Source organism: Pseudomonas lalkuanensis, from assembly GCF_008807375.1.
GTDB lineage: Bacteria > Pseudomonadota > Gammaproteobacteria > Pseudomonadales > Pseudomonadaceae > Metapseudomonas > Metapseudomonas lalkuanensis.
The window spans coordinates 3292320-3309438 of sequence record NZ_CP043311.1; the positions used below are offsets into that span (position 1 = coordinate 3292320).

General features: G+C 61.1%; 23 protein-coding genes and 1 pseudogene. 21 read left to right on the plus strand and 3 right to left on the minus strand.

From position 1 onward, the window contains the following. Positions 1 to 26 precede the first annotated feature (26 nt). The 14 genes and pseudogenes from FXN65_RS15295 (at position 27) to FXN65_RS15355 (ending at position 8274) form a co-directional block, all read left to right on the plus strand. Entirely contained in the window at positions 27 to 866 is an 840-nt protein-coding gene (locus tag FXN65_RS15295; protein ID WP_151133997.1) for a GPO family capsid scaffolding protein, read from the plus strand. Between the two features lie 26 nt (positions 867 to 892). Next, complete coding sequence (locus FXN65_RS15300; protein ID WP_151133998.1) at positions 893 to 1903, plus strand: phage major capsid protein, P2 family; 1011 nt, start codon at positions 893 to 895, stop codon at positions 1901 to 1903. Between the two features lie 2 nt (positions 1904 to 1905). Then, positions 1906 to 2604: a phage terminase small subunit gene (locus FXN65_RS15305; protein WP_151133999.1), complete on the plus strand. Its 699-nt coding sequence runs from the start codon at positions 1906 to 1908 to the stop codon at positions 2602 to 2604. 103 nt (positions 2605 to 2707) lie between these two features. Beyond that, positions 2708 to 3169 (plus strand): head completion/stabilization protein, encoded by a 462-nt coding sequence (locus FXN65_RS15310; protein ID WP_151134000.1) that lies wholly within the window; start codon positions 2708 to 2710, stop codon positions 3167 to 3169. Beyond that, positions 3169 to 3375, plus strand: coding sequence for a tail protein X (locus FXN65_RS15315; RefSeq protein ID WP_151134001.1), 207 nt, complete (start codon positions 3169 to 3171; stop codon positions 3373 to 3375). The genes FXN65_RS15310 and FXN65_RS15315 overlap by 1 nt, the downstream gene beginning before the upstream one ends. Positions 3376 to 3388: 13 nt before the next feature. Beyond that, complete coding sequence (locus FXN65_RS15320; protein ID WP_151134002.1) at positions 3389 to 3703, plus strand: phage holin, lambda family; 315 nt, start codon at positions 3389 to 3391, stop codon at positions 3701 to 3703. Next, entirely contained in the window at positions 3700 to 4536 is an 837-nt protein-coding gene (locus FXN65_RS15325; protein ID WP_151134003.1) for an N-acetylmuramidase domain-containing protein, read from the plus strand. Before FXN65_RS15320 ends, FXN65_RS15325 begins: the two co-directional genes overlap by 4 nt. Before the next feature lie 14 nt (positions 4537 to 4550). Then, positions 4551 to 4895 (plus strand): annotated as a pseudogene (locus FXN65_RS15330) (Rz-like lysis system protein LysB); the annotation flags it as partial. Continuing rightward, on the plus strand, positions 4819 to 5079 hold the full coding sequence (lysC, locus tag FXN65_RS28270) for an Rz1-like lysis system protein LysC (RefSeq protein WP_394351241.1): 261 nt from the start codon (positions 4819 to 4821) through the stop codon (positions 5077 to 5079). The pseudogene FXN65_RS15330 and the gene lysC, both read left to right, overlap by 77 nt. Then, entirely contained in the window at positions 5076 to 5606 is a 531-nt protein-coding gene (locus FXN65_RS15335) for a phage tail protein (protein WP_151134005.1), read from the plus strand. The genes lysC and FXN65_RS15335 overlap by 4 nt, the downstream gene beginning before the upstream one ends. Then, positions 5596 to 6045 carry a phage virion morphogenesis protein gene (locus tag FXN65_RS15340; protein ID WP_151134006.1) on the plus strand — a complete coding sequence of 150 codons (450 nt, stop codon included), beginning with the start codon at positions 5596 to 5598 and terminating at the stop codon, positions 6043 to 6045. Before FXN65_RS15335 ends, FXN65_RS15340 begins: the two co-directional genes overlap by 11 nt. 106 nt (positions 6046 to 6151) lie before the next feature. Continuing rightward, a complete protein-coding gene (locus tag FXN65_RS15345) occupies positions 6152 to 6718 on the plus strand; it encodes a hypothetical protein (RefSeq protein ID WP_151134007.1) in 567 nt (188 codons plus the stop codon). Between the two features lie 343 nt (positions 6719 to 7061). Further along, positions 7062 to 7379: a DUF1484 family protein gene (locus tag FXN65_RS15350; protein WP_151134008.1), complete on the plus strand. Its 318-nt coding sequence runs from the start codon at positions 7062 to 7064 to the stop codon at positions 7377 to 7379. A 73-nt stretch (positions 7380 to 7452) separates the two neighbouring features. Continuing rightward, on the plus strand, positions 7453 to 8274 hold the full coding sequence (locus tag FXN65_RS15355; RefSeq protein WP_151134009.1) for a phage antirepressor N-terminal domain-containing protein: 822 nt from the start codon (positions 7453 to 7455) through the stop codon (positions 8272 to 8274). Positions 8275 to 8465: 191 nt separating this feature from the next. On the opposite strand, the gene FXN65_RS15360 is transcribed toward FXN65_RS15355, so the two are convergent. Continuing rightward, a complete protein-coding gene (locus FXN65_RS15360) occupies positions 8466 to 8717 on the minus strand; it encodes a hypothetical protein (RefSeq protein ID WP_151134010.1) in 252 nt (83 codons plus the stop codon). 147 nt (positions 8718 to 8864) lie between these two features. Between FXN65_RS15360 and FXN65_RS27920 the strand changes: the two genes are divergently transcribed. After that, positions 8865 to 9035: a hypothetical protein gene (locus FXN65_RS27920; RefSeq protein WP_178119342.1), complete on the plus strand. Its 171-nt coding sequence runs from the start codon at positions 8865 to 8867 to the stop codon at positions 9033 to 9035. Positions 9036 to 9169: 134 nt separating this feature from the next. Here FXN65_RS27920 and FXN65_RS15365 read toward each other — a convergent pair whose 3' ends face one another. Continuing rightward, a complete protein-coding gene (locus FXN65_RS15365) occupies positions 9170 to 11194 on the minus strand; it encodes a S8 family peptidase (protein WP_151134011.1) in 2025 nt (674 codons plus the stop codon). After that, a complete protein-coding gene (locus tag FXN65_RS15370) occupies positions 11182 to 12159 on the minus strand; it encodes a trypsin-like serine protease (protein ID WP_151134012.1) in 978 nt (325 codons plus the stop codon). The genes FXN65_RS15365 and FXN65_RS15370 overlap by 13 nt, the downstream gene beginning before the upstream one ends. 165 nt (positions 12160 to 12324) lie before the next feature. Here FXN65_RS15370 and FXN65_RS15375 point away from each other — a divergent pair, with 165 nt between their 5' ends. The 6 genes from FXN65_RS15375 to FXN65_RS28275 all read left to right on the plus strand — a co-directional run bounded on the left by FXN65_RS15375 (position 12325) and on the right by FXN65_RS28275 (position 17118). After that, on the plus strand, positions 12325 to 13059 hold the full coding sequence (locus FXN65_RS15375) for a hypothetical protein (RefSeq protein ID WP_151134013.1): 735 nt from the start codon (positions 12325 to 12327) through the stop codon (positions 13057 to 13059). Positions 13060 to 13136: 77 nt separating this feature from the next. After that, positions 13137 to 13703 (plus strand): phage baseplate assembly protein V, encoded by a 567-nt coding sequence (locus FXN65_RS15380; RefSeq protein WP_151134014.1) that lies wholly within the window; start codon positions 13137 to 13139, stop codon positions 13701 to 13703. Next, complete coding sequence (locus tag FXN65_RS15385; protein WP_151134015.1) at positions 13700 to 14044, plus strand: GPW/gp25 family protein; 345 nt, start codon at positions 13700 to 13702, stop codon at positions 14042 to 14044. The genes FXN65_RS15380 and FXN65_RS15385 overlap by 4 nt, the downstream gene beginning before the upstream one ends. Then, positions 14041 to 14961 carry a baseplate assembly protein gene (locus FXN65_RS15390; protein ID WP_151134016.1) on the plus strand — a complete coding sequence of 307 codons (921 nt, stop codon included), beginning with the start codon at positions 14041 to 14043 and terminating at the stop codon, positions 14959 to 14961. Before FXN65_RS15385 ends, FXN65_RS15390 begins: the two co-directional genes overlap by 4 nt. Further along, on the plus strand, positions 14954 to 15517 hold the full coding sequence (locus tag FXN65_RS15395; protein ID WP_151134017.1) for a phage tail protein I: 564 nt from the start codon (positions 14954 to 14956) through the stop codon (positions 15515 to 15517). Before FXN65_RS15390 ends, FXN65_RS15395 begins: the two co-directional genes overlap by 8 nt. After that, positions 15517 to 17118 carry a phage tail protein gene (locus FXN65_RS28275; RefSeq protein ID WP_244620676.1) on the plus strand — a complete coding sequence of 534 codons (1602 nt, stop codon included), beginning with the start codon at positions 15517 to 15519 and terminating at the stop codon, positions 17116 to 17118. The genes FXN65_RS15395 and FXN65_RS28275 overlap by 1 nt, the downstream gene beginning before the upstream one ends. Position 17119: the final 1 nt, after the last annotated feature.

A 17119-nucleotide genomic window follows, 5' to 3' on the forward strand; every position in this document is an offset into this window, starting at 1 on the left:
CAACGAGGCCTTGAGGGCACTCCCCCATGAAAAAATTCCGCTCCAAATGGTTCCGTGTCGCCGTAGAAGGCGCCACCACCGACAAACGCACCATCAAGCGCAACTGGCTGGAACAGGCCGCGCGCAACTTCAACCGCAGCACCTACGGCGCCCGCATCTGGCTGGAGCACCTGCGCAGCCTGCTGCCAGACGCCCCCTTCCGTGCCTACGGCGACGTGCTGGCGGTCAAGGCCGAAGAGGTCGACATCAACGGCGAACGCAAGCTCGCCCTGTTCGCCCAGATCGAACCCACCGCCGACCTCATCGCCCTCAACAAGGCCAAACAGAAGATCTACACCTCCATCGAGCTGGACGAGAACTTCGCCGACACAGGCGAGGCCTACCTGGTCGGCATGGCCGTCACCGACTCCCCGGCCAGCCTCGGTACCGACGTGCTCGCCTTCAGCGCCGAGAAGCCCGAAGCCAGCCCCTTCCGCGACCGTCACTACTCGGCCACCGCCATGTTCACCGAGGCCATCGAAGTCGATCTCGAATTCGAGGAAGTCACGGAGGCCCCCAGCCGCTTCAAGGAGCTGCTGGACAAGGTCAACGGCCTGCTCGGCCGCCAGAAGGCCAAAGACGTCCAGGACGACACCCAGTTCGCCGAGCTGGGCGAAGCCCTCACCGGCCTGCTCACCTTCGCCGACGAACAGAGCCAGGCCGCCGCCAGCACCGCCCAGGAAGTCACCGCGCTGAAGCAACAGCTCACCCAACTCAGCACCGACTTCGCCGCCCTCAAGCAGCAGCTCAGCGAGAGCGAAGACCCCGAGCAACCCCAACGCCCGCCGGCCACCGGCGACAACGGCCAGATCCTCACCGACTGCTGACCAGCCCGCCCGCACCGGAGAACCCCATGCGCAACGAAACCCGAGTCCTCTACAACGCCTTCACCCAGCAGCTGGGCCAGCTCAACGGCGTGCCCGACGTCAGCAAGAAATTCAACGTCGAGCCCACCGTCGAACAGAAGCTGGAAACCCGCATCCAGGAATCCAGCTCGTTCCTCTCCCGCGTCAACGTCTACGGCGTGCGCGAGCAGGAAGGCGAGAAAGTCGGCCTGGACATCGACAGCCCGACCGCCAGCACCACCGACACCGAGAAACAGGCGCGCCAGACCAGCGACCCGACCGGCCTCGACCAGCGCCGCTACCGCTGCGAGCAAACCAACTTCGACACCCACATCCGCTACCAGAAGCTCGACGCCTGGGCCAAATTCCCGGACTTCCAGACCCGCATCCGCAACCTCATCGTCCACAACCAGGCCCTGGCGCGGATCATGATCGGCTGGAACGGCACCAGCCGCGCCGCCACCTCCAACAAGGCCAAGAACCCGCTCCTGCAGGACGTGAACATCGGCTGGCTGCAGAAAATGCGCGTCGAAAACGCCGCCCGCGTGATGAAAGAAGGCAAGGAAGGCAGCGGCAAGATCCGCGTCGGCAGTGGCGGCGACTACAAGAACCTCGACGCCCTGGTCTTCGACATGGTGGAAGAATTCATCCATCCCCTCTTCCAGGAAGACACCCGCCTCGTCGCCATCTGCGGCCGCAAGCTGCTGGCCGACAAGTACTTCCCCATCATCAACCAGCAGCACGCCCCCAGCGAAATGCTCGCCGCCGACGTCGTCACCAGCCAGAAGCGCCTGGGCAACCTGCCGGCCGTGCGCGTGCCCTACTTCCCCGCCAACGGCCTGCTGATCACCCCGCTGGAAAACCTCTCCATCTACTGGCAGCTGGAAACCCGCCGCCGCACCCTCGTCGACCACGCCGCCCGCGACCGCATCGAAAACTACGAGTCGGTCAACGAAAGCTATGTGATCGAAGAGCTGGCCGCCGCCAGCCTGGCGGAAAACATCCTGATCGAGGACTGACCATGAGCAGCCCGGCCCGCCGCCACTACCAGCGCATCAACGCCGCCCTCGCCGCCTCCCAGGTCGACCGCGACGACAGCATGGAAGGCGCCAACGCCTACGAACTGCAACTGGCCCAGCTCACCCAGCACCGCCTGCGCCTGCGGCAGATCCAGTCCAACCAGGGCAAGGCCGAACTCAAGCGCCAGTTGCTGCCCGAGTACGCCCCCTACCTCCAGGGCGTGCTCGCCGCGGGCAAAGGAGCCCAGGACGAAGTCCTCACCACTCTCATGGTCTGGCACATCGACGCCGGCGAGTATCGCGGCGCCCTGGACATCGCCGCCTACGTGCTCGAACACAACCTGCCGATGCCTGACCGCTTCCAGCGCACCACCGGCTGCCTGGTGGCCGAAGAAATCGCCGAAGCCGCCCTCAAGGCGCAGAAAACCGGCGAGTACTTCGACCTCGCCACCCTGCACCGCACCGCCCTGCTCACCGTCGACCAGGACATGCCCGACGAAGTCCGCGCCAAGCTCCACCTCGCCATGGGCCGCGCCACCCTCGCCGGCCTCACCGAGCAGGAGCCGGGCCGCCCCGGGCAGGTGAAAGCGGGCATCGAATTGCTCAAGCGCGCCATCGAGCTGCACAGCGCCTGCGGCGGCAAAAAAGACCTGGAGCAGGCCGAACGCCTGCAGAAGAAACTCGCTGCCACCGGCAGCTAACCGAGCGGTCCCCCGCAACCCCGGCGGCTCGGGGCCAATCCACGCTTGCGATTGCGAAGTGAGCAACGTGCGGCCCCGACCACCGCCGATCCAAGGAGCGACCATGAGCGGATTCATCGCCGGCGGCACACCCACCGGCTTCACCCTCAAAAATGACAGCTGGTGGCCCGACATCGACGGCCAAGACATGCGCGCCGTGCTGCGCCTCGACGCCTCCATCACCGACGCCCGCCTCAAGGCCGCCGCCCTCAATGCCATGCTCGACACCAACCGCGAACTGACTCGGTTCAAGGCCCGCCACCAGGCCCTCGGCTGCACCACCCTCGAAGGCGTCCCCGCCGACCAGGTCGACGGCCAGAGCCGCCTCGTCATCCTCTACTGCCGCGCCCTCTACTGCGGTGCCGGCGCCGAACTCACCGAACGCTACCGCGCCCTGGACAGCAGCGCCGATGGCCACGCCAAGGCCGACGCCCTCACCCCCAGCATCGACGAACTGCGCCGCGACCAGCGCTGGGCCATCCGCGACCTGCTGGGCCTGCCCCGCACCACCGTGGAACTCATCTGATGGACCAGGTCATCGCCCGCCAGGGCGACACCCTCGACGCCATCTGTTGGCGCCACTACGGCCGCACCGCCGGCGTCACCGAAGCCGTGCTCGAGGCCAACCCGGGTCTCGCCGAACTGGGCGCCGTACTGCCACTGGGTACCACCCTCAACCTCCCGCCCCAGGCACCGCAGCCCCAGCGCCGCACGGTGCAGCTCTGGGACTGACACAGGAGCCCCCATGCCCGACAAACCCGAACAGTGGGCCTGGTTCGCCACCTGGCTCGAAGAACACTGGCCCGCCGTCTACGCCGCCTGCCTGGGCACCTTCATCGCCGCCCTGCGCGTGCTCTACGGCGGCGGGGGCTGGCGACAGGTTGGCCTGGAAGCACCGCTCTGCGGCGCCATCACCCTGTCGGCCAGCGCGGGCCTGCAACTCATCGCCATCCCGGCCAGCGCCGCCCCCTTCTTCGGCGGCGTCATCGGCCTGCTCGGCGTGGAAGGCGTGCGCGCCGTCGCCAAGCGCCACCTCACCCAGAATGGAGATCCGCAATGACCCTCATCCGCCATGGCCACCGTGGCCAGGCCGTGCGCCAGCTGCAGCAGCAACTCAACCGCGCCGGCGCCGAGCTCTATGTCGATGGTCACTTCGGTGACGCCACCGAAGCCGCCGTACGCGCCTACCAGCGCCGCGTCGGCCTGGTCGCCGATGGCATCGCCGGCCCCAAGACGCTGGCCACCCTCGCCGGCACCGGCAACGCCCGCCTGCTCCACCACAACATGCTGCTGGCCGTGGCCCAGCGCCTGAACGTGGAGCTGGCCGCCATCTACGCCGTGAACGAAGTGGAAAGCGCCGGCCAGGGCTTCCTCGCCAACGGCAAGCCCGCCATCCTCTTCGAGCGCCACATCATGTACCGCCAGCTCTGCACCCCGCGCAGCAACGAGGACGATGCAGCCGCCCTACAGGCCTACGCCGACGAACTGGCGGCACTCCACCCCAACCTGGTCAACCCGCGCCCGGGTGGCTACGCCGGCGGCACCGCCGAGCACCAACGCCTCGCCCACGCTCGCCTCCTGGACGACACCTGCGCCCTGGAGTCCGCCAGCTGGGGCGCCTTCCAGATCATGGGCTTTCACTGGCAGCGCCTCGGCTATGCCAGCGTCCAGGCCTTCGTCGCGGAAATGGAGGCCGGCGAAAACCAGCAATTCGACGCCTTCGCCCGCTTCATCGAAACCGACCCGGCCCTGCTCAAGGCCCTGCAGGGCAAACGCTGTGCCACCTTCGCCAAGCTCTACAACGGCCCGGCGTACCAGCGGAACCTCTACGACGTGAAGCTGGAGCGCGCCTACCAGCGCCATGCTGAGGCAGCCATCGAGGCTGCCGCGTGAGTGCCCTGCGCCAGGTGCTCTACGGCCTGGCGCTGCTGGCCGCCCTGGGCCTATTCGCCTGGGCACAGCAACAGCGGCTGGCCAGGGCGGAAAGCGAAACCCGTCTGGCCATCCAGGGCCAGCAACAGGCCGAGCAGCGCGGCGAACGCCAGCAACTCACCATCGCCACGCTGGAAAGCCACCTGCAGCGCGAGCGCCGCGCGCAAACCGACCTTCGCCAGCTCCAGGCCCGCCTGCAACAAGGCCTGGCAGACCGCGAACGCACCATCGAGAACCTAAAACGTGAAAACCGCGACCTGCAGCAATGGGCTGACCAGCCTCTGCCTCCTCCTGCTCACCGGCTGCGCCAGCGCCCCGCCCTCACCGGAGCGGCCGCTTACCATCAGTGGCTGTCCGGCAGTACTGCCCTGCACCCTTCCAGCAACAACCCCAACCCGTAGCGGCGACCTGCTCACCGACCTGGACCGCCTCGAGGCCGCCTGGGCCGAATGCGCCGCCCAGGTAGACGCCGTCTACGCCACCCAGCAGGAGCCACAGCCATGAACAAGCCCGAATCCCTGCGCACGCACCTGCTGGCCAGCATCCCGGAACTCACCCACAACCCGGAGCGCCTGCTGCTGTTCATCGACAACGGCAAGATCCGCAGCACGGCAGCAGCCGGCTTCTCCTTCGAATACAGCTACAGCCTCAACCTCATCTTCACCGACTACGCCGGCCACGCCGACGCCATTGCCGTGCCCCTGCTGGCCTGGCTGCGCGTCCACCAGCCGGAGCTCTTGGCCAACTTCGATAAGGGGAAAGAGGCGATCGCCTTCGAAGCCGATCGCCTCGACAACAGCAAGGTGGACCTCTCCATCACCCTGCCCCTCACCGAGCGAGTCATCGTCCACCAGCAAGCCGATGGCCGTCTGGAGCTGGACCACCCAGAGGAACCCCAGCTCACCCCGCACCTGCCCGAAGCGCGCTATGCCCTCTACGACGGCGCCACCCTGCTCGCCGCCTGGACCAGCGCAGCACCCACCGGCGTAGACCTGGAAACACCGCACCCGGGGCCTATCCGTGTCCGCTAACCTCCAGGCCCTGGAAGACTGGGCCGGCGCCCTCCTGGTCAAACTCGGCCCCAGCGAGCGCCGGCGCCTCACCCAGACCATCGCCCGCGACCTGCGCCGCAGCCAGCAGCAACGCATCGCCAGCCAACGCAACCCGGACGGCAGCGCCTACACCCCGCGCAAACCCCGCAAGCTGCGCAGCAAGGCCGGCCGCATCCGCCGCAAGATGTTCACCAAGCTGCGCACTGCGCGGCACCTCAAGCTGCAGAGCACCGCCGAGCGCATCGCCATCGGCTTCCTCGGCCGCACCGCGCGCCTCGCCCGCATTCACCAATACGGCCTGCGCGACCGCCCCGGCCGGCGGGCAGCCGAGGTGCAGTACAGCCAGCGGGAGTTGTTGGGGTTCAGTGAGGGAGATCTCCAGCGCATTCGAGATCAGCTGCTGGCGCATTTGGCATAAACAATTTCGGTGCGCGTGGGTTCATTCCCCAAGAGCTACGCTTGCAAAGCGCCACCCGGTGGTGCGGCGAAATCCGCGAAGACTGCAAGGGACTTCAGGAGACCGTATGCAAGTTCGAACCAGGAGGCGGGGACTGATCGATACCCGCTTCGGCGAGAAGTACGTCTATGTAGCGCTGGCCATCGTTGCCATCGTTTCCCTGGTGGACTTTCCGGGCATTTCGTTGAATGCCATCCAGGATGCCGTCTCATGGTTTTCGTCTGGGATGGCGCAGAAGATCGTACGGATTGCGCAGGAGCGCGAGGTGCCGGTACGTTCGGCCATCACATTGGCCAGCGCCCTGGTCCTGTCATGGGGTGGGTTCGTCTACTTCATCTTTTCGATTCCCGCCGAGCAGATGAGGCAGAACTACCTTCTGGAGCGTAAGGCCTGGAATTACATGGGCTTGGTCATCGGCTGCCTGGTCTTCCATGGGTTGAGCCTGATGATGTTGAGTCGTCCTGCCTGGGAGGAGTTCAGTGCTCGGCCCGACGGTTTCTTTTCCAGGAACCTCGATTACCTGACGCAGACGGATACGGGTTTGGGCATTGCGGTTGCGTTCCTCACGCTCGTCACGGCGTACGCCTACGCCACCCTGCTGAAAACTATCTACGCGCATCTGAAAGCGGGCTGAGCCCTGCAGCCAACGGCCAAGTCCTACACGTCGCCGAGTTCATCGGAAATTTCAACGCCCGACTCAGGTTGCTAGCCTTCGCGCCCCGCCCGTACGGTGCCGCCATTGCTGCGTAAGCAGCAGGCTGGGCTTGGCAGCCCAATTAATCTCAGGCGGACATACCGCCCTTACAGGGCGTTTTTTGTGTCCCCGGCATGGCTACGCCGGTTATATGGGTAGGCCGTGTGTGGGGGGCTTCGGCCCCGCCAGAGCCTGAGACTGGTCTGCCAACCCTCACGGTCCTACCCGCCACTTCTTGGCAGAGGTGGTGGCAGGAACTCCCAACTCTCTCAGGAGCTCCACCATGGCAGTGAACGCCCTCGATCAGCTTCGCGACCTCCACGCCCACTTCAGCCTGCTGCGCGGCGCCGACAGCGCCCTGCTCAAGGCCAACAACTTCGACACCAAGCTCAATCACCTCGGCCACCTGCTGGACGAGCTCGAGCAGCTGCGGGAAACCTACTTCCACCTCACCAGCATCGACGGCGCCCTGGAAATGCTCCTGCAACTCCTCCGCGCCGCCCACGCCGAACGCCTCTATGGCGACCACCTCCACTGCCTCATGGAGCCGCTACGCGGGAAGCTGTATCGGGCGTTGAATGAGATGGAGGGGATTATCTAGGGCTGGACCACTACAGCCCAACCGTCACCAATTTGGTGATGGTTGGGATAGATCCTCTGCAAGGAGTGCTGCAATGAACAACGCACAACAGCTGATCCCCGTTCCTTTCTATGAAGACACTGTTGTCCTGGTCGGTCAGGACAACGAGCCATTCGTGGCGATGAAGCCCATCGTCACCAACATGGGGCTGGTTTGGGCTGCTCAGTACGTGAAGCTCATGGAGCGGTTCAGTTCAACCGTTTCGGAAATCGAAACAGTTGCCGATGATGGCAAGATGCACAGCATGACGTGCATGCCCTTGCGCAAGCTCCCAGCCTGGCTCTACTCCATCAGCCCGAACAAGGTGAAGCCCGAGCTGCGCGACAAGGTCATCCGCTACCAGGAAGAATGCGACGACGCACTCTGGGCGTACTGGACCCAAGGCATCGCCCAACGCCCCGGCTCTACCGCCGTCACCCAGCGCATCGCCCTCTCCCGCCACCGTCTAGCCCTGGCCAAGGAACTCCACCGCACTCGCGACAAGGCATTGCGCGGAGTCATTCACCAGCAGCTCGACGAAGTCTCCCGCGCCATGGGCCTGCCGACGCCCGAACTGGACAGCCTCGGTCGCGCCGCTCCGGCTGTACCGGACATACTAAGCACGCTCTGGGATGCCCTGGTACAGCTCGACAAGTTGCAGGTGCCGTATAACCATTCTCGCGACCCACAGCTCGTTGCTATCAACCTGTCCCAACTGGCTACGGCTCTACAGCAACACGGCAGCACGCTTCACATCACCCGGGCCCTGACTGACGCCATGCGCAGCAGCGACTCCCCACGCTTTCTTCGCCACGCTACCGTCAACAGCCGGCTTACCCGCAAAAGCATCAAATGCTGGGTTTTCGAACGAGCTTGAGATCCCTAATCCCTTCAGTTGTGGTGAACATCACCACAACTGCAGCCAGTGCCTGATCCCTCGCACGGGCTCTTAACTGCTGAACCTCCCCAACCGTGGTGATGATCACCATGGTTGTCGGCACAGAGGTAATTTCGCGCTCCGCAACCGTTTCGAAGATCGAAACCGTTGAGGTCACGGACGGCTGGAGTTCACTTCTTCGGTCCGAAGCGCAGGGTAGTTGCGACGATTGCCAGGCCAAGGCCCATGAGGGTGAGCTCAACGACTGGTATTTCTTGGCTCGGCACAGCACGCAAGAACGCGTGCTCGGCCGGGGGTTCCGCCGAAAACAGATTCTCCGCCCAGATGAGCAGATCCACAGGGATGAAATCCACAACGGGTGAAAGCAGCAGCCCCCCGACAGCAATCAACGCAAAACCTACCCACCGTACCCACTTGCTCATAGATCACCGTCACGCAACTTCCAATGTCTGATGTGAAAAACCGCCGGAGCGCCAAAACCGGAAAATTACCTGCCAGAGCCATGTGTGAAAAGAGGGGAAAAATTGATTTTTCCTCGGTAATGGGGAATTTCCACTTTAACCTTTGCAATGTTCGCTTTTCCCAACCACATGGGTTACCTGCTGGAAGAGCTGGAACAGCTGCGGGAAACCTACTTCAACCTCACCAGCATCGACGGCGCCCTGGAAATGCTCTTGAAACTCCTCCGCGCCGCACGCGCCGAACGCCTTTACGGCGACCACCTCAGTTATCACCGCTGAGGTAATAACTGAGGTAATTGAAAGCTAAAGATACCCCCTTAAGTTAGACTGACCGAGGCCATAGTTTGACAGAAGCGTAAATCTAAATCTGCCCAACCTCCATCCAACTCAACTCGACCTCTCAAACAAGCTATTCATCGAAGCTCATCAATAGGTGTACGAGCAACAAAATTAATCACCCTTTCAACCGGCCATACTTTCTCAAGGGGGGTCCCCATTTTTACCACCTCCCCAGTAGATAAAACTTCATGTGTAGCAACAAATGAAATTCCCGCCTGCCCTTCATCCACAACTAGGCAAGGTGGTTGTATCCTCCCGATCCCCATTCCGCCAAAGAAATAGCTCTTCCCCTCCGCCCGCTTAATAGAAAACATATCTTCGACTTTCTTCCTGGCCTTACCGTGAGCAACCAAACAGGTAAGAGGAGGCATGTTAACTATTTCACCCAATAGAGATCGAACGGAATCACCATCTTGGACATCCAGATAGTCTTTAAACAAAAATAGTGAGCGCACGGGATTAGCTGATACTTCATATACAGTCTTCCCCCTTTCACTCTCAGGCAGTAGGTCACCGCTAGATATAGCTCTATTCTTGAGAGTAGCCGCCTTTGCATTAATCGCGAGCGACAACTGCAACGCCGCCTCATTCGTTACAGCCGGAGTTGCCTGAGAAGTCCCACTCATTGCAACAATTTCTTTAGAATTAGATATCCAAGATCTAACTTCACAACCGGGAGCCGCCATATCAACAGCATTTTGACCGACGTTACTAAACTTCGTCAGTTTATGCTTTCCATCTATAGCCGCAACGGTAATTACATTTGGAACACCTGCCCCACCCAGCGCCGCAGGTATAATCGCCTTGTCCACCACATCTTTACCTACATCATTACCTGCCGCCACAACAAACAATGTGTTCTCGGCAAGAGAAAATAGATTTTGGTAGTTATTTCTCACATTGCGATCCAGCAATCCATCGTGCGTAATTGATAGATTTACCACCCGATAGCGATTATCATCACGCAACTGCGCAAGCAATAGCTCGTGAGAGCCCTTAATCAAACTCCTGGCCCCCAGACCAATATTTATAATTGCAATAGACGCCCATGGCTCTGATCGCATCCGATCAAAGTACGGCTCTAGATCTGGCCCACCGAGTACAATACCAGTAACATGAGTTCCGTGCCCACTTTCTAAATCGGGCTTTAGGCCATAACTGTAATTAATTGGCTGAAGAACCTTATCGAGTCTAATCACCTGAGCTAAAGTATATTCAGAGTCAGCCTTGAAATATTTTCTACGGAAAGGACTTCCATCGAAAGCCTTATCTGCAGGAGTATTAGAAAGAGCACCGAAGAAACCATTATCAACGATTGCAATATTTGCTCGCCCGCCGTCGACATTGATATCTTCGTCCTCCGAAAGCTCTTTAGAAAACCTGTAAGCTTCATAGACGGCTTTGGCATTCATGGGTGCAGATGGAGTTTCGCAGTCATCGCTGGCCGCTATTTCTCCAGTTGACATTCCCATCACTATTTCCCCTTCAACACTGCGAGCTTCACGAACCGTCAACCCCTGCGGGTCGATTCGGCGAAACTCCTCAATCAGTGCTTCACTACCGGGCCGTATAGGCAATGAAACTGGTAGTGACACTGCAGCAATTGGAAGCTCTTTCCCCGGCTTCAACTTACTGAGGTCTTCAATAGGTTCCCCAAAAAACTCTACCAACTCTGATTCAGTGCCTCCGCCGCCAGTCTTCATTCGGTACAAACCGTACGCAGTGTCTCCAGTGCGCACCGTAACCCGCGCCGCATCGAAGGGCTTAAAGTAATACAGGCATGCCGGAAGCGGTATCTCACCCTCTTCAAGAGGGCCATCAAGACCAGATTTTTTGAATTCAGGCTTATCTTTTATTAACTCAATATAAGACTCTGTGACGCCACCACACTGTCGAACAATTAACTCCCTAAAAGTTACACCTGACGCAACTCGAACGATGACGGGCTGCGCGATTTTATCGATCAATTGTGCGATCTCTGGCGAGGGCTCACTGACAGCCCGAACCGTCAGTATTTTCTCATCATCCCCAGAGGCAGCCATGCCATAACCAGAAGTCAATAATATTCCCAATGCAATACTACGATCTAGAATCTGCATTGTCTTTCCCCTGCCTCAAAGTTAATTCCACACGCCTCCGGTTTAAATCTTTCATTCCTTGACAACCAATCTTGCGCCCATGAGCGGAAAGCATCGGTTCCAGTGGCTGAAATTCGTGAAATAAATACCCCCTCAACGGCAGCTATACTTGAATTAACACCTCTAATTCTTCGAACATTGTCTGTATCCTGCGCGGTGATGCCGGACAATAACGGGCCACCAGAGTCCCCAGGACATAATGCTGGTTCAACACCTGCAACTGATTTTATTGTGACGTAGGAAGCTCGTCCTGGCGACGACCCTGCCGGCTTATCAATGACCCCGTCACCTATCCTTAGATAGCCATCCCACTGGCCTGCCTTGGGCATTCCATTCACGACCCTCAAATCTTTACAACCATATCCAGTCATTACCACCTTACTGCCGTGAACCAGCACCCCGTCATCATCTACAACTTCGTACTTCATTGTTTTGAGCTGCTGAGGACGTTCCCCACCGTCATCCAAAATACACAACGCAAAATCTTCACTACTACGAGGAGAGAGCCCCATCAAAGGTTCTTTAGAGTAGTCAGGATGCATGTCGCAATTCATTTTAAGAGTACGATTTCCAATCCTCAAGGATGCAAGTAAAGGCTTACCATTCTCAACTTGTGGATCAACGCAATGGGCAGCTGTTAAAACCACATTTGGCCCGATCAAGGATGCCGTGCAGCTAGATATCCGCCCCCCTCCATTTTGGTTCGAAAATCTTGCAATTATGAGTGCGGGCCAGTCTGCTGCCCTAACAACAATGCCATTTGCAAGCTGAATCTCGGACTGAGCAAGAACTTCCGACGCAAGCTCAAACTCTACGATTGGAGCCGCGTTTTGCCGTTCTTCGGCCGAGGCATTTCCAATAAATAATCCAAACAGCGAAGCTGCAAAAGCCAGAGAGTTCTGAATAATTTTCCTAGAGTTCTTCATCGCTCTGTTTCCATGGAGTGATTAACATTGACTTTTTAGTCTTTCCTGAACTGCAAGACGTCGACCGACTAACCCACGCTCCGCATTTGGCGGGCAGATTTCACTATAGCTGCTACCATGACGATGATGGCAACGTGCCCTCACTTTTCAGCTAAGGATTAGCCCATGAAAAAGCATCTATTGACCTCCTTGGGATTGCTGCTAGCGTTAAGCGGTTGCGCCACGGTAAATGAAAGCTGGGCGCCCTTTCCGACGAAAGACGAGTTGATCTCGTTCAATGATCAATGGGCAGTAGCCACAAAGGCTGGTAACCGCAGCGTCTTCGACCTGCAGCGAGAGCTAGGGAAGTATCGCGACAGGATTTATCAGCAAGCGCTGGAGCGCAGTAAACTTAATTGGGAGTCAACAGGAGCGACCACTTATGGTGGATTGGCCGCGGTCATTGGCGGACTCGCAGACCAGACGGGGCTCATGAACTCTGGGGCAGGCCTGGCTGCACTCGGGCTTACAAACTCGACCCGGTACAGATTCTCCGAACAAACGCAGATCTATGTGACCGCATTAAAAAAGCTATCGTGCATACAAGGAAAGGTTAATGCCATGGATGACCTTACGCTTTCCTTAGCCAAACGTTCGAGCGACCCGGCTGCGCAGAGTGCGGCAAATCACTTCATAGATAAGGTGATAACGAGTGTGGACGCTGTTCGTGCTGAGTATACGAATGCGTTGCTCGGAATGGCTCCAGTCGTCTCGTCGAACGACGAGCTGAAGGCCATAGCTCGTCAATATCTTCAAACCACTGTCGCAGTCGCTGCAACGGATGATCCTGAACAAAAAATGTACGACAAAGCGGGTGAGACAGCTATTGAATTGGTAGTAGGGATTCAGAGTTGCACTTGAGTCTTTGGACCTTGTAGTCGCCTGCACTACAAACTTAATCCCATGCACCCCGCGCGACCCTCCCCCACCATCGGCGCATGGACAGCCTCGCCGAACTCACCCGCCGCCTCGATAACCTGATCCGCCTCGGCACCATCGCCGAGGTGGACCACGCCGCCGCCCGTTGTCGGGTGAAGAGCGGTCGCCTGCTCACCACCTGGTTACCCTGGGTCGCCCTGCGCGCCGGCACCACGCTGGACTGGAACCCGCCCACCGTGGGCGAGCAGTGCGTGCTGTTCAGCCCCAGCGGCGAGACCACCCAGGCCCTGGTCCTGGTCGGCCTCTACAGCGAAGCCAACCCCGCCCCGGAAAAGAGCGCCAGCCTGCACCGTCGCCAGTACCCGGACGGCGCCATCATCGACTACGACCACGGCAGCAGCGCCCTCACCGCCACCCTGCCGGGTGGCGCCACTGTCGTGCTGGAAGCCTCCGGTGGCGTGACCATCGAGGGCGATGTGACGGTGAACGGCATGCTCAAGGTGTCCGGCGATGCGAAGATCGACGGCACCGCCACGGCCAACGTGGACGTGATCGGCGCCAACAAGAGCCTGTTGAAGCACCTGCACCTGGGCAACCTCGGCGCGCCTACGAGTCCGCCGCTATGAACCGGCACACCGGCATTGCCCTGGACGAGCTGGGCCACTTGCGCCAGTCCATCGAAGACATCCTCACGACCCCGGTTGGCTCCCGCGTGATGCGCCGCGAATACGGCAGCCAGCTCTTCGAGCTGATCGATCAGCCACTCAACGACCACACCCGCCTGCGCGCCTACGCCGCCACCGCCCTGGCGCTGATGCGCTGGGAACCACGGGTGCGCCTGAGCCGCGTTCAACTGGCCCAGGGCAGCGCACAAGGCCGCGCCGTGCTGGATGTTGAGGGCACCCGCGTAGATACCAACGAGCCACTGAACATGCAGGTGCCCCTGCGCTTTGGGGGCATTGCATGAGCACGCTGCTGAACCCCATCGACCTCTCCCGTCTGCCACCGCCGGATGTGATCGAGGCCCTGGACTTCGAGCAGATCCTGGAAGAGCGCAAGGCCCACATGCTCGGCCTATGGCCGGAGCACGAGCGCAGCGCCATAGCCACCCGCCTTGCCCTGGAATCCGACCCGCTCAACAAGCTCCTGCAGGAGAGCGCCTACCGCGAGCTGCTCCTGCGCCAGCGTATCAACGATGCCTGCCGCGCAGTGATGCTCGCCTTCGCCCAAGGCAACGACCTGGAGCACCTGGGCGCCTTCCTGGATGTGACGCGGTTGCAAGTCAGCCCGGGCGACCCAACAGCGCGGCCGCCGATCCCGGCAGAGTGGGAGTCGGATACGCGCTACCGACAGCGCATCCAGCTGGCCCTTGAAGGCTTCAGCACCGCAGGGCCTCGTGGCGCTTACAGCTTCCACGCGCTAAGCGCTTCGCCGCAGGTGAAGGATGTTGCCGTGACCACGCCCCGGGCGGGCGTTGTTCGCGTCACCGTACTGGGCACCGAAGGCAAGGGGCTGCCAGCACAGGCCGTTCTGGCGCGGGTGTACGCGCACCTCAGTGATGAGGATGTGCGCCCCCTCTGCGACTCGGTCGAGGTCGTCGCCGCAGAAATCGTGGAGTACCAGGTCAAGGCCACCCTCACCTTCTACAACGGGCCGGATCTGTCGCTGGTCACAGCAGCTGCTGACGCCGCTGTGCGCGCCTACGTGAACGAGCACCACCGCCTGGGACACGACATCACGAGATCCGGCCTGTTCGCAGCCCTGCACCAGCCAGGCGTCCACAACGTGAACCTCATCGAGCCCGCAGCCGACATCCGCATCGACGAAGAACAGGCCGCCTACTGCACTCACATCCAGCTCGACTTCGGAGGCCTCGATGTCTGAACTGCTGCCGCCCAACAGCACCGCCCTGGAACATCGGCTGGCTGACGGGCAACGACACATCAGCGAGCTGCCGGTAGCCATTCGGCACCTCCGCAATCCGGCTACCTGCCCGGCCCCGTTGCTGCCCTTCCTCGCCTGGGAGCTGTCGGTGGACGAGTGGAACCCCGACTGGGGTGAAGACGTGAAGCGCCGGGTGATCGCCGACAGCGTCCGCGTGCATCGCCGCAAGGGCACGCGCGGAGCCGTGCGGCGGGCGCTGGAAGCCATCTTCGGCGCCGACGGATTCCTCATCGTCGAAGGCGTCGCAGCCGGTTACTACGACGGCGGCAAGGCCCACAACGAGCTGCATTTCTACGGCCTGGACGAGCACTGGGCCGTGTACAGCGTGCTGCTCCGGCAACCGATCACCCTGCAGCAGGCAGCCGAAGTGCGCCGCGTGCTGGCCCAGGTCGCCCCCGCCCGCTGCGAGCTGCTGGCCCTGAACTACGAACGCGCCTCGCACCGCTACGACGGCGAGAACCGCTACGACAACACCTACTCCCATGGAGTCGCGTAATGGCACACCTGCCCGAACAGCCTGACTTCGAGGAAGGCATCTATCAGATCGAACGCACCGACCCAGTAGTCGGCGGCGTGGAAGGCATTTCCAACCGGCAGGCACGCCAGCTGGGCAACCGCACCCAATGGCTCCGCCAGGCCATCGAACAGGTCATCAAGGGCGCGCAAGTGGTCGCCAAGGCCACACGGTTGGCAAGCGCACGCAAGTTCCGCTTCGAGGGAGATGCCAGCGGTGAGGTCAGTTTCGATGGCAGCACCGACGTGGCCATCTCCCTGACACTGGCAGATAGCGGCATAAAACCTGCCACATACGCAGTGGCCAGATTCAACGCCAAAGGCCTCGCCATCGGCGGCCGTGGCCTGCAGGTGGATGATCTGCCCGGCTTGCCCTGGGCCAAGATCACCAGTGGCAAGCCCACCACGCTGGCCGGCTACGGCATCACCGACGCTCTACCGTCCGGCTCGTTCACCTGGGCAAGCCTCCCTGGCAAACCATCGGCCTATCCGCCCGCCAGCCATACCCATGCCTGGAACCAGATCACAGCCAAACCCACCACACTGGCGGGCTATGGCATCACCGACGCGCTGGCTGCCGGCGCTTTCACCTGGTCGGGGCTGCCCGGCAAGCCGTCAACCTTTCCACCAGCTGACCACACCCATGCCTGGGGCCAGATCACTGGCAAACCCAGCACATTGGCAGGCTATGGCATTACCGATGCCTTTCCGCGCGCCGGCGGAGTGTTCAGTGGCACCATCATCCCCCGGCTATCCGAAGGTCCGGTGGGTCAGGCCTACAACCGAGATTTCGTCGGCTTTGAGCTTCGCGGCGTCGCCGATGCAGCAGCATTCATGGCCTTTCACCGGGTAGGCAACTACGCCCTGTTCCTGGGCCTGGACGTCGACAACAAGCTCAAGATCGGCGGCTGGTCCATGGGCGCCCGCGCCTACGAACTGGTCCATGAGGGCAATAGCCACCTGTTCACCGGCGCGCCAGGCCAGGTCGCGGCCTTTGCCGGAGCCCTGCCGCCCGCCGGCTGGCTCAAGGCAAACGGTGCGGCGGTGAGCCGCGCAACCTACGCCCGCCTTTTCGCGGCCATCGGCACCTTCTATGGCGAGGGCGATGGCAAATCCACCTTCAATCTGCCGGACTTGCGCGGCGAATTCATTCGCGGCTGGGACGACGCCCGCGGACTGGACACTAACCGGGCACTCGGCAGCATCCAGGCCCCCATGCTCGGTAGCCATGGCCACACCGCGACGGCTGCCATCGACGGAGCCCACGCCCACACCATCAGCGGTTCCGCCGCAGGCGTCAGTACCTCATACCTGAGCCAGGTCCGACAGGTGGCGGGAGGGGCTGCCGCTGCGATAGGCATCCCAACTCTCGGCGAGTCTGCCGCTGGCGTGATGGTCGATGGCCACTCCATCTCCGGCCCCTATGCTTTGCGCTTCACCAACAGCCCGATGGCCCACGCCCACGACGTCGGCGGTACCGCCATCGCCGCCGGCGCCCACAGCCACGCCATCACCGTGAATGCCAACGGCGGCCACGAAACCCGCCCGCGCAACGTCGCCCTGCTCCACTGCATCAAGTACTGAG

Bases quoted from the DNA above. Each gene is read 5' to 3' on its own strand.
- FXN65_RS15295 (WP_151133997.1), top strand. From the start codon at position 27: ATGAAAAAATTCCGCTCCAAATGGTTCCGTGTCGCCGTAGAAGGCGCC.
- FXN65_RS15300 (WP_151133998.1), top strand. From the start codon at position 893: ATGCGCAACGAAACCCGAGTCCTCTACAACGCCTTCACCCAGCAGCTG.
- FXN65_RS15305 (WP_151133999.1), top strand. From the start codon at position 1,906: ATGAGCAGCCCGGCCCGCCGCCACTACCAGCGCATCAACGCCGCCCTC.
- FXN65_RS15310 (WP_151134000.1), top strand. From the start codon at position 2,708: ATGAGCGGATTCATCGCCGGCGGCACACCCACCGGCTTCACCCTCAAA.
- FXN65_RS15315 (WP_151134001.1), top strand. From the start codon at position 3,169: ATGGACCAGGTCATCGCCCGCCAGGGCGACACCCTCGACGCCATCTGT.
- FXN65_RS15320 (WP_151134002.1), top strand. From the start codon at position 3,389: ATGCCCGACAAACCCGAACAGTGGGCCTGGTTCGCCACCTGGCTCGAA.
- FXN65_RS15325 (WP_151134003.1), top strand. From the start codon at position 3,700: ATGACCCTCATCCGCCATGGCCACCGTGGCCAGGCCGTGCGCCAGCTG.
- FXN65_RS15335 (WP_151134005.1), top strand. From the start codon at position 5,076: ATGAACAAGCCCGAATCCCTGCGCACGCACCTGCTGGCCAGCATCCCG.
- FXN65_RS15345 (WP_151134007.1), top strand. From the start codon at position 6,152: ATGCAAGTTCGAACCAGGAGGCGGGGACTGATCGATACCCGCTTCGGC.
- FXN65_RS15350 (WP_151134008.1), top strand. From the start codon at position 7,062: ATGGCAGTGAACGCCCTCGATCAGCTTCGCGACCTCCACGCCCACTTC.
- FXN65_RS15355 (WP_151134009.1), top strand. From the start codon at position 7,453: ATGAACAACGCACAACAGCTGATCCCCGTTCCTTTCTATGAAGACACT.
- FXN65_RS15360 (WP_151134010.1), bottom strand. From the start codon at position 8,717: ATGAGCAAGTGGGTACGGTGGGTAGGTTTTGCGTTGATTGCTGTCGGG.
- FXN65_RS27920 (WP_178119342.1), top strand. From the start codon at position 8,865: ATGTTCGCTTTTCCCAACCACATGGGTTACCTGCTGGAAGAGCTGGAA.
- FXN65_RS15365 (WP_151134011.1), bottom strand. From the start codon at position 11,194: ATGCAGATTCTAGATCGTAGTATTGCATTGGGAATATTATTGACTTCT.
- FXN65_RS15370 (WP_151134012.1), bottom strand. From the start codon at position 12,159: ATGAAGAACTCTAGGAAAATTATTCAGAACTCTCTGGCTTTTGCAGCT.
- FXN65_RS15375 (WP_151134013.1), top strand. From the start codon at position 12,325: ATGAAAAAGCATCTATTGACCTCCTTGGGATTGCTGCTAGCGTTAAGC.
- FXN65_RS15380 (WP_151134014.1), top strand. From the start codon at position 13,137: ATGGACAGCCTCGCCGAACTCACCCGCCGCCTCGATAACCTGATCCGC.
- FXN65_RS15385 (WP_151134015.1), top strand. From the start codon at position 13,700: ATGAACCGGCACACCGGCATTGCCCTGGACGAGCTGGGCCACTTGCGC.
- FXN65_RS15390 (WP_151134016.1), top strand. From the start codon at position 14,041: ATGAGCACGCTGCTGAACCCCATCGACCTCTCCCGTCTGCCACCGCCG.
- FXN65_RS15395 (WP_151134017.1), top strand. From the start codon at position 14,954: ATGTCTGAACTGCTGCCGCCCAACAGCACCGCCCTGGAACATCGGCTG.
- FXN65_RS28275 (WP_244620676.1), top strand. From the start codon at position 15,517: ATGGCACACCTGCCCGAACAGCCTGACTTCGAGGAAGGCATCTATCAG.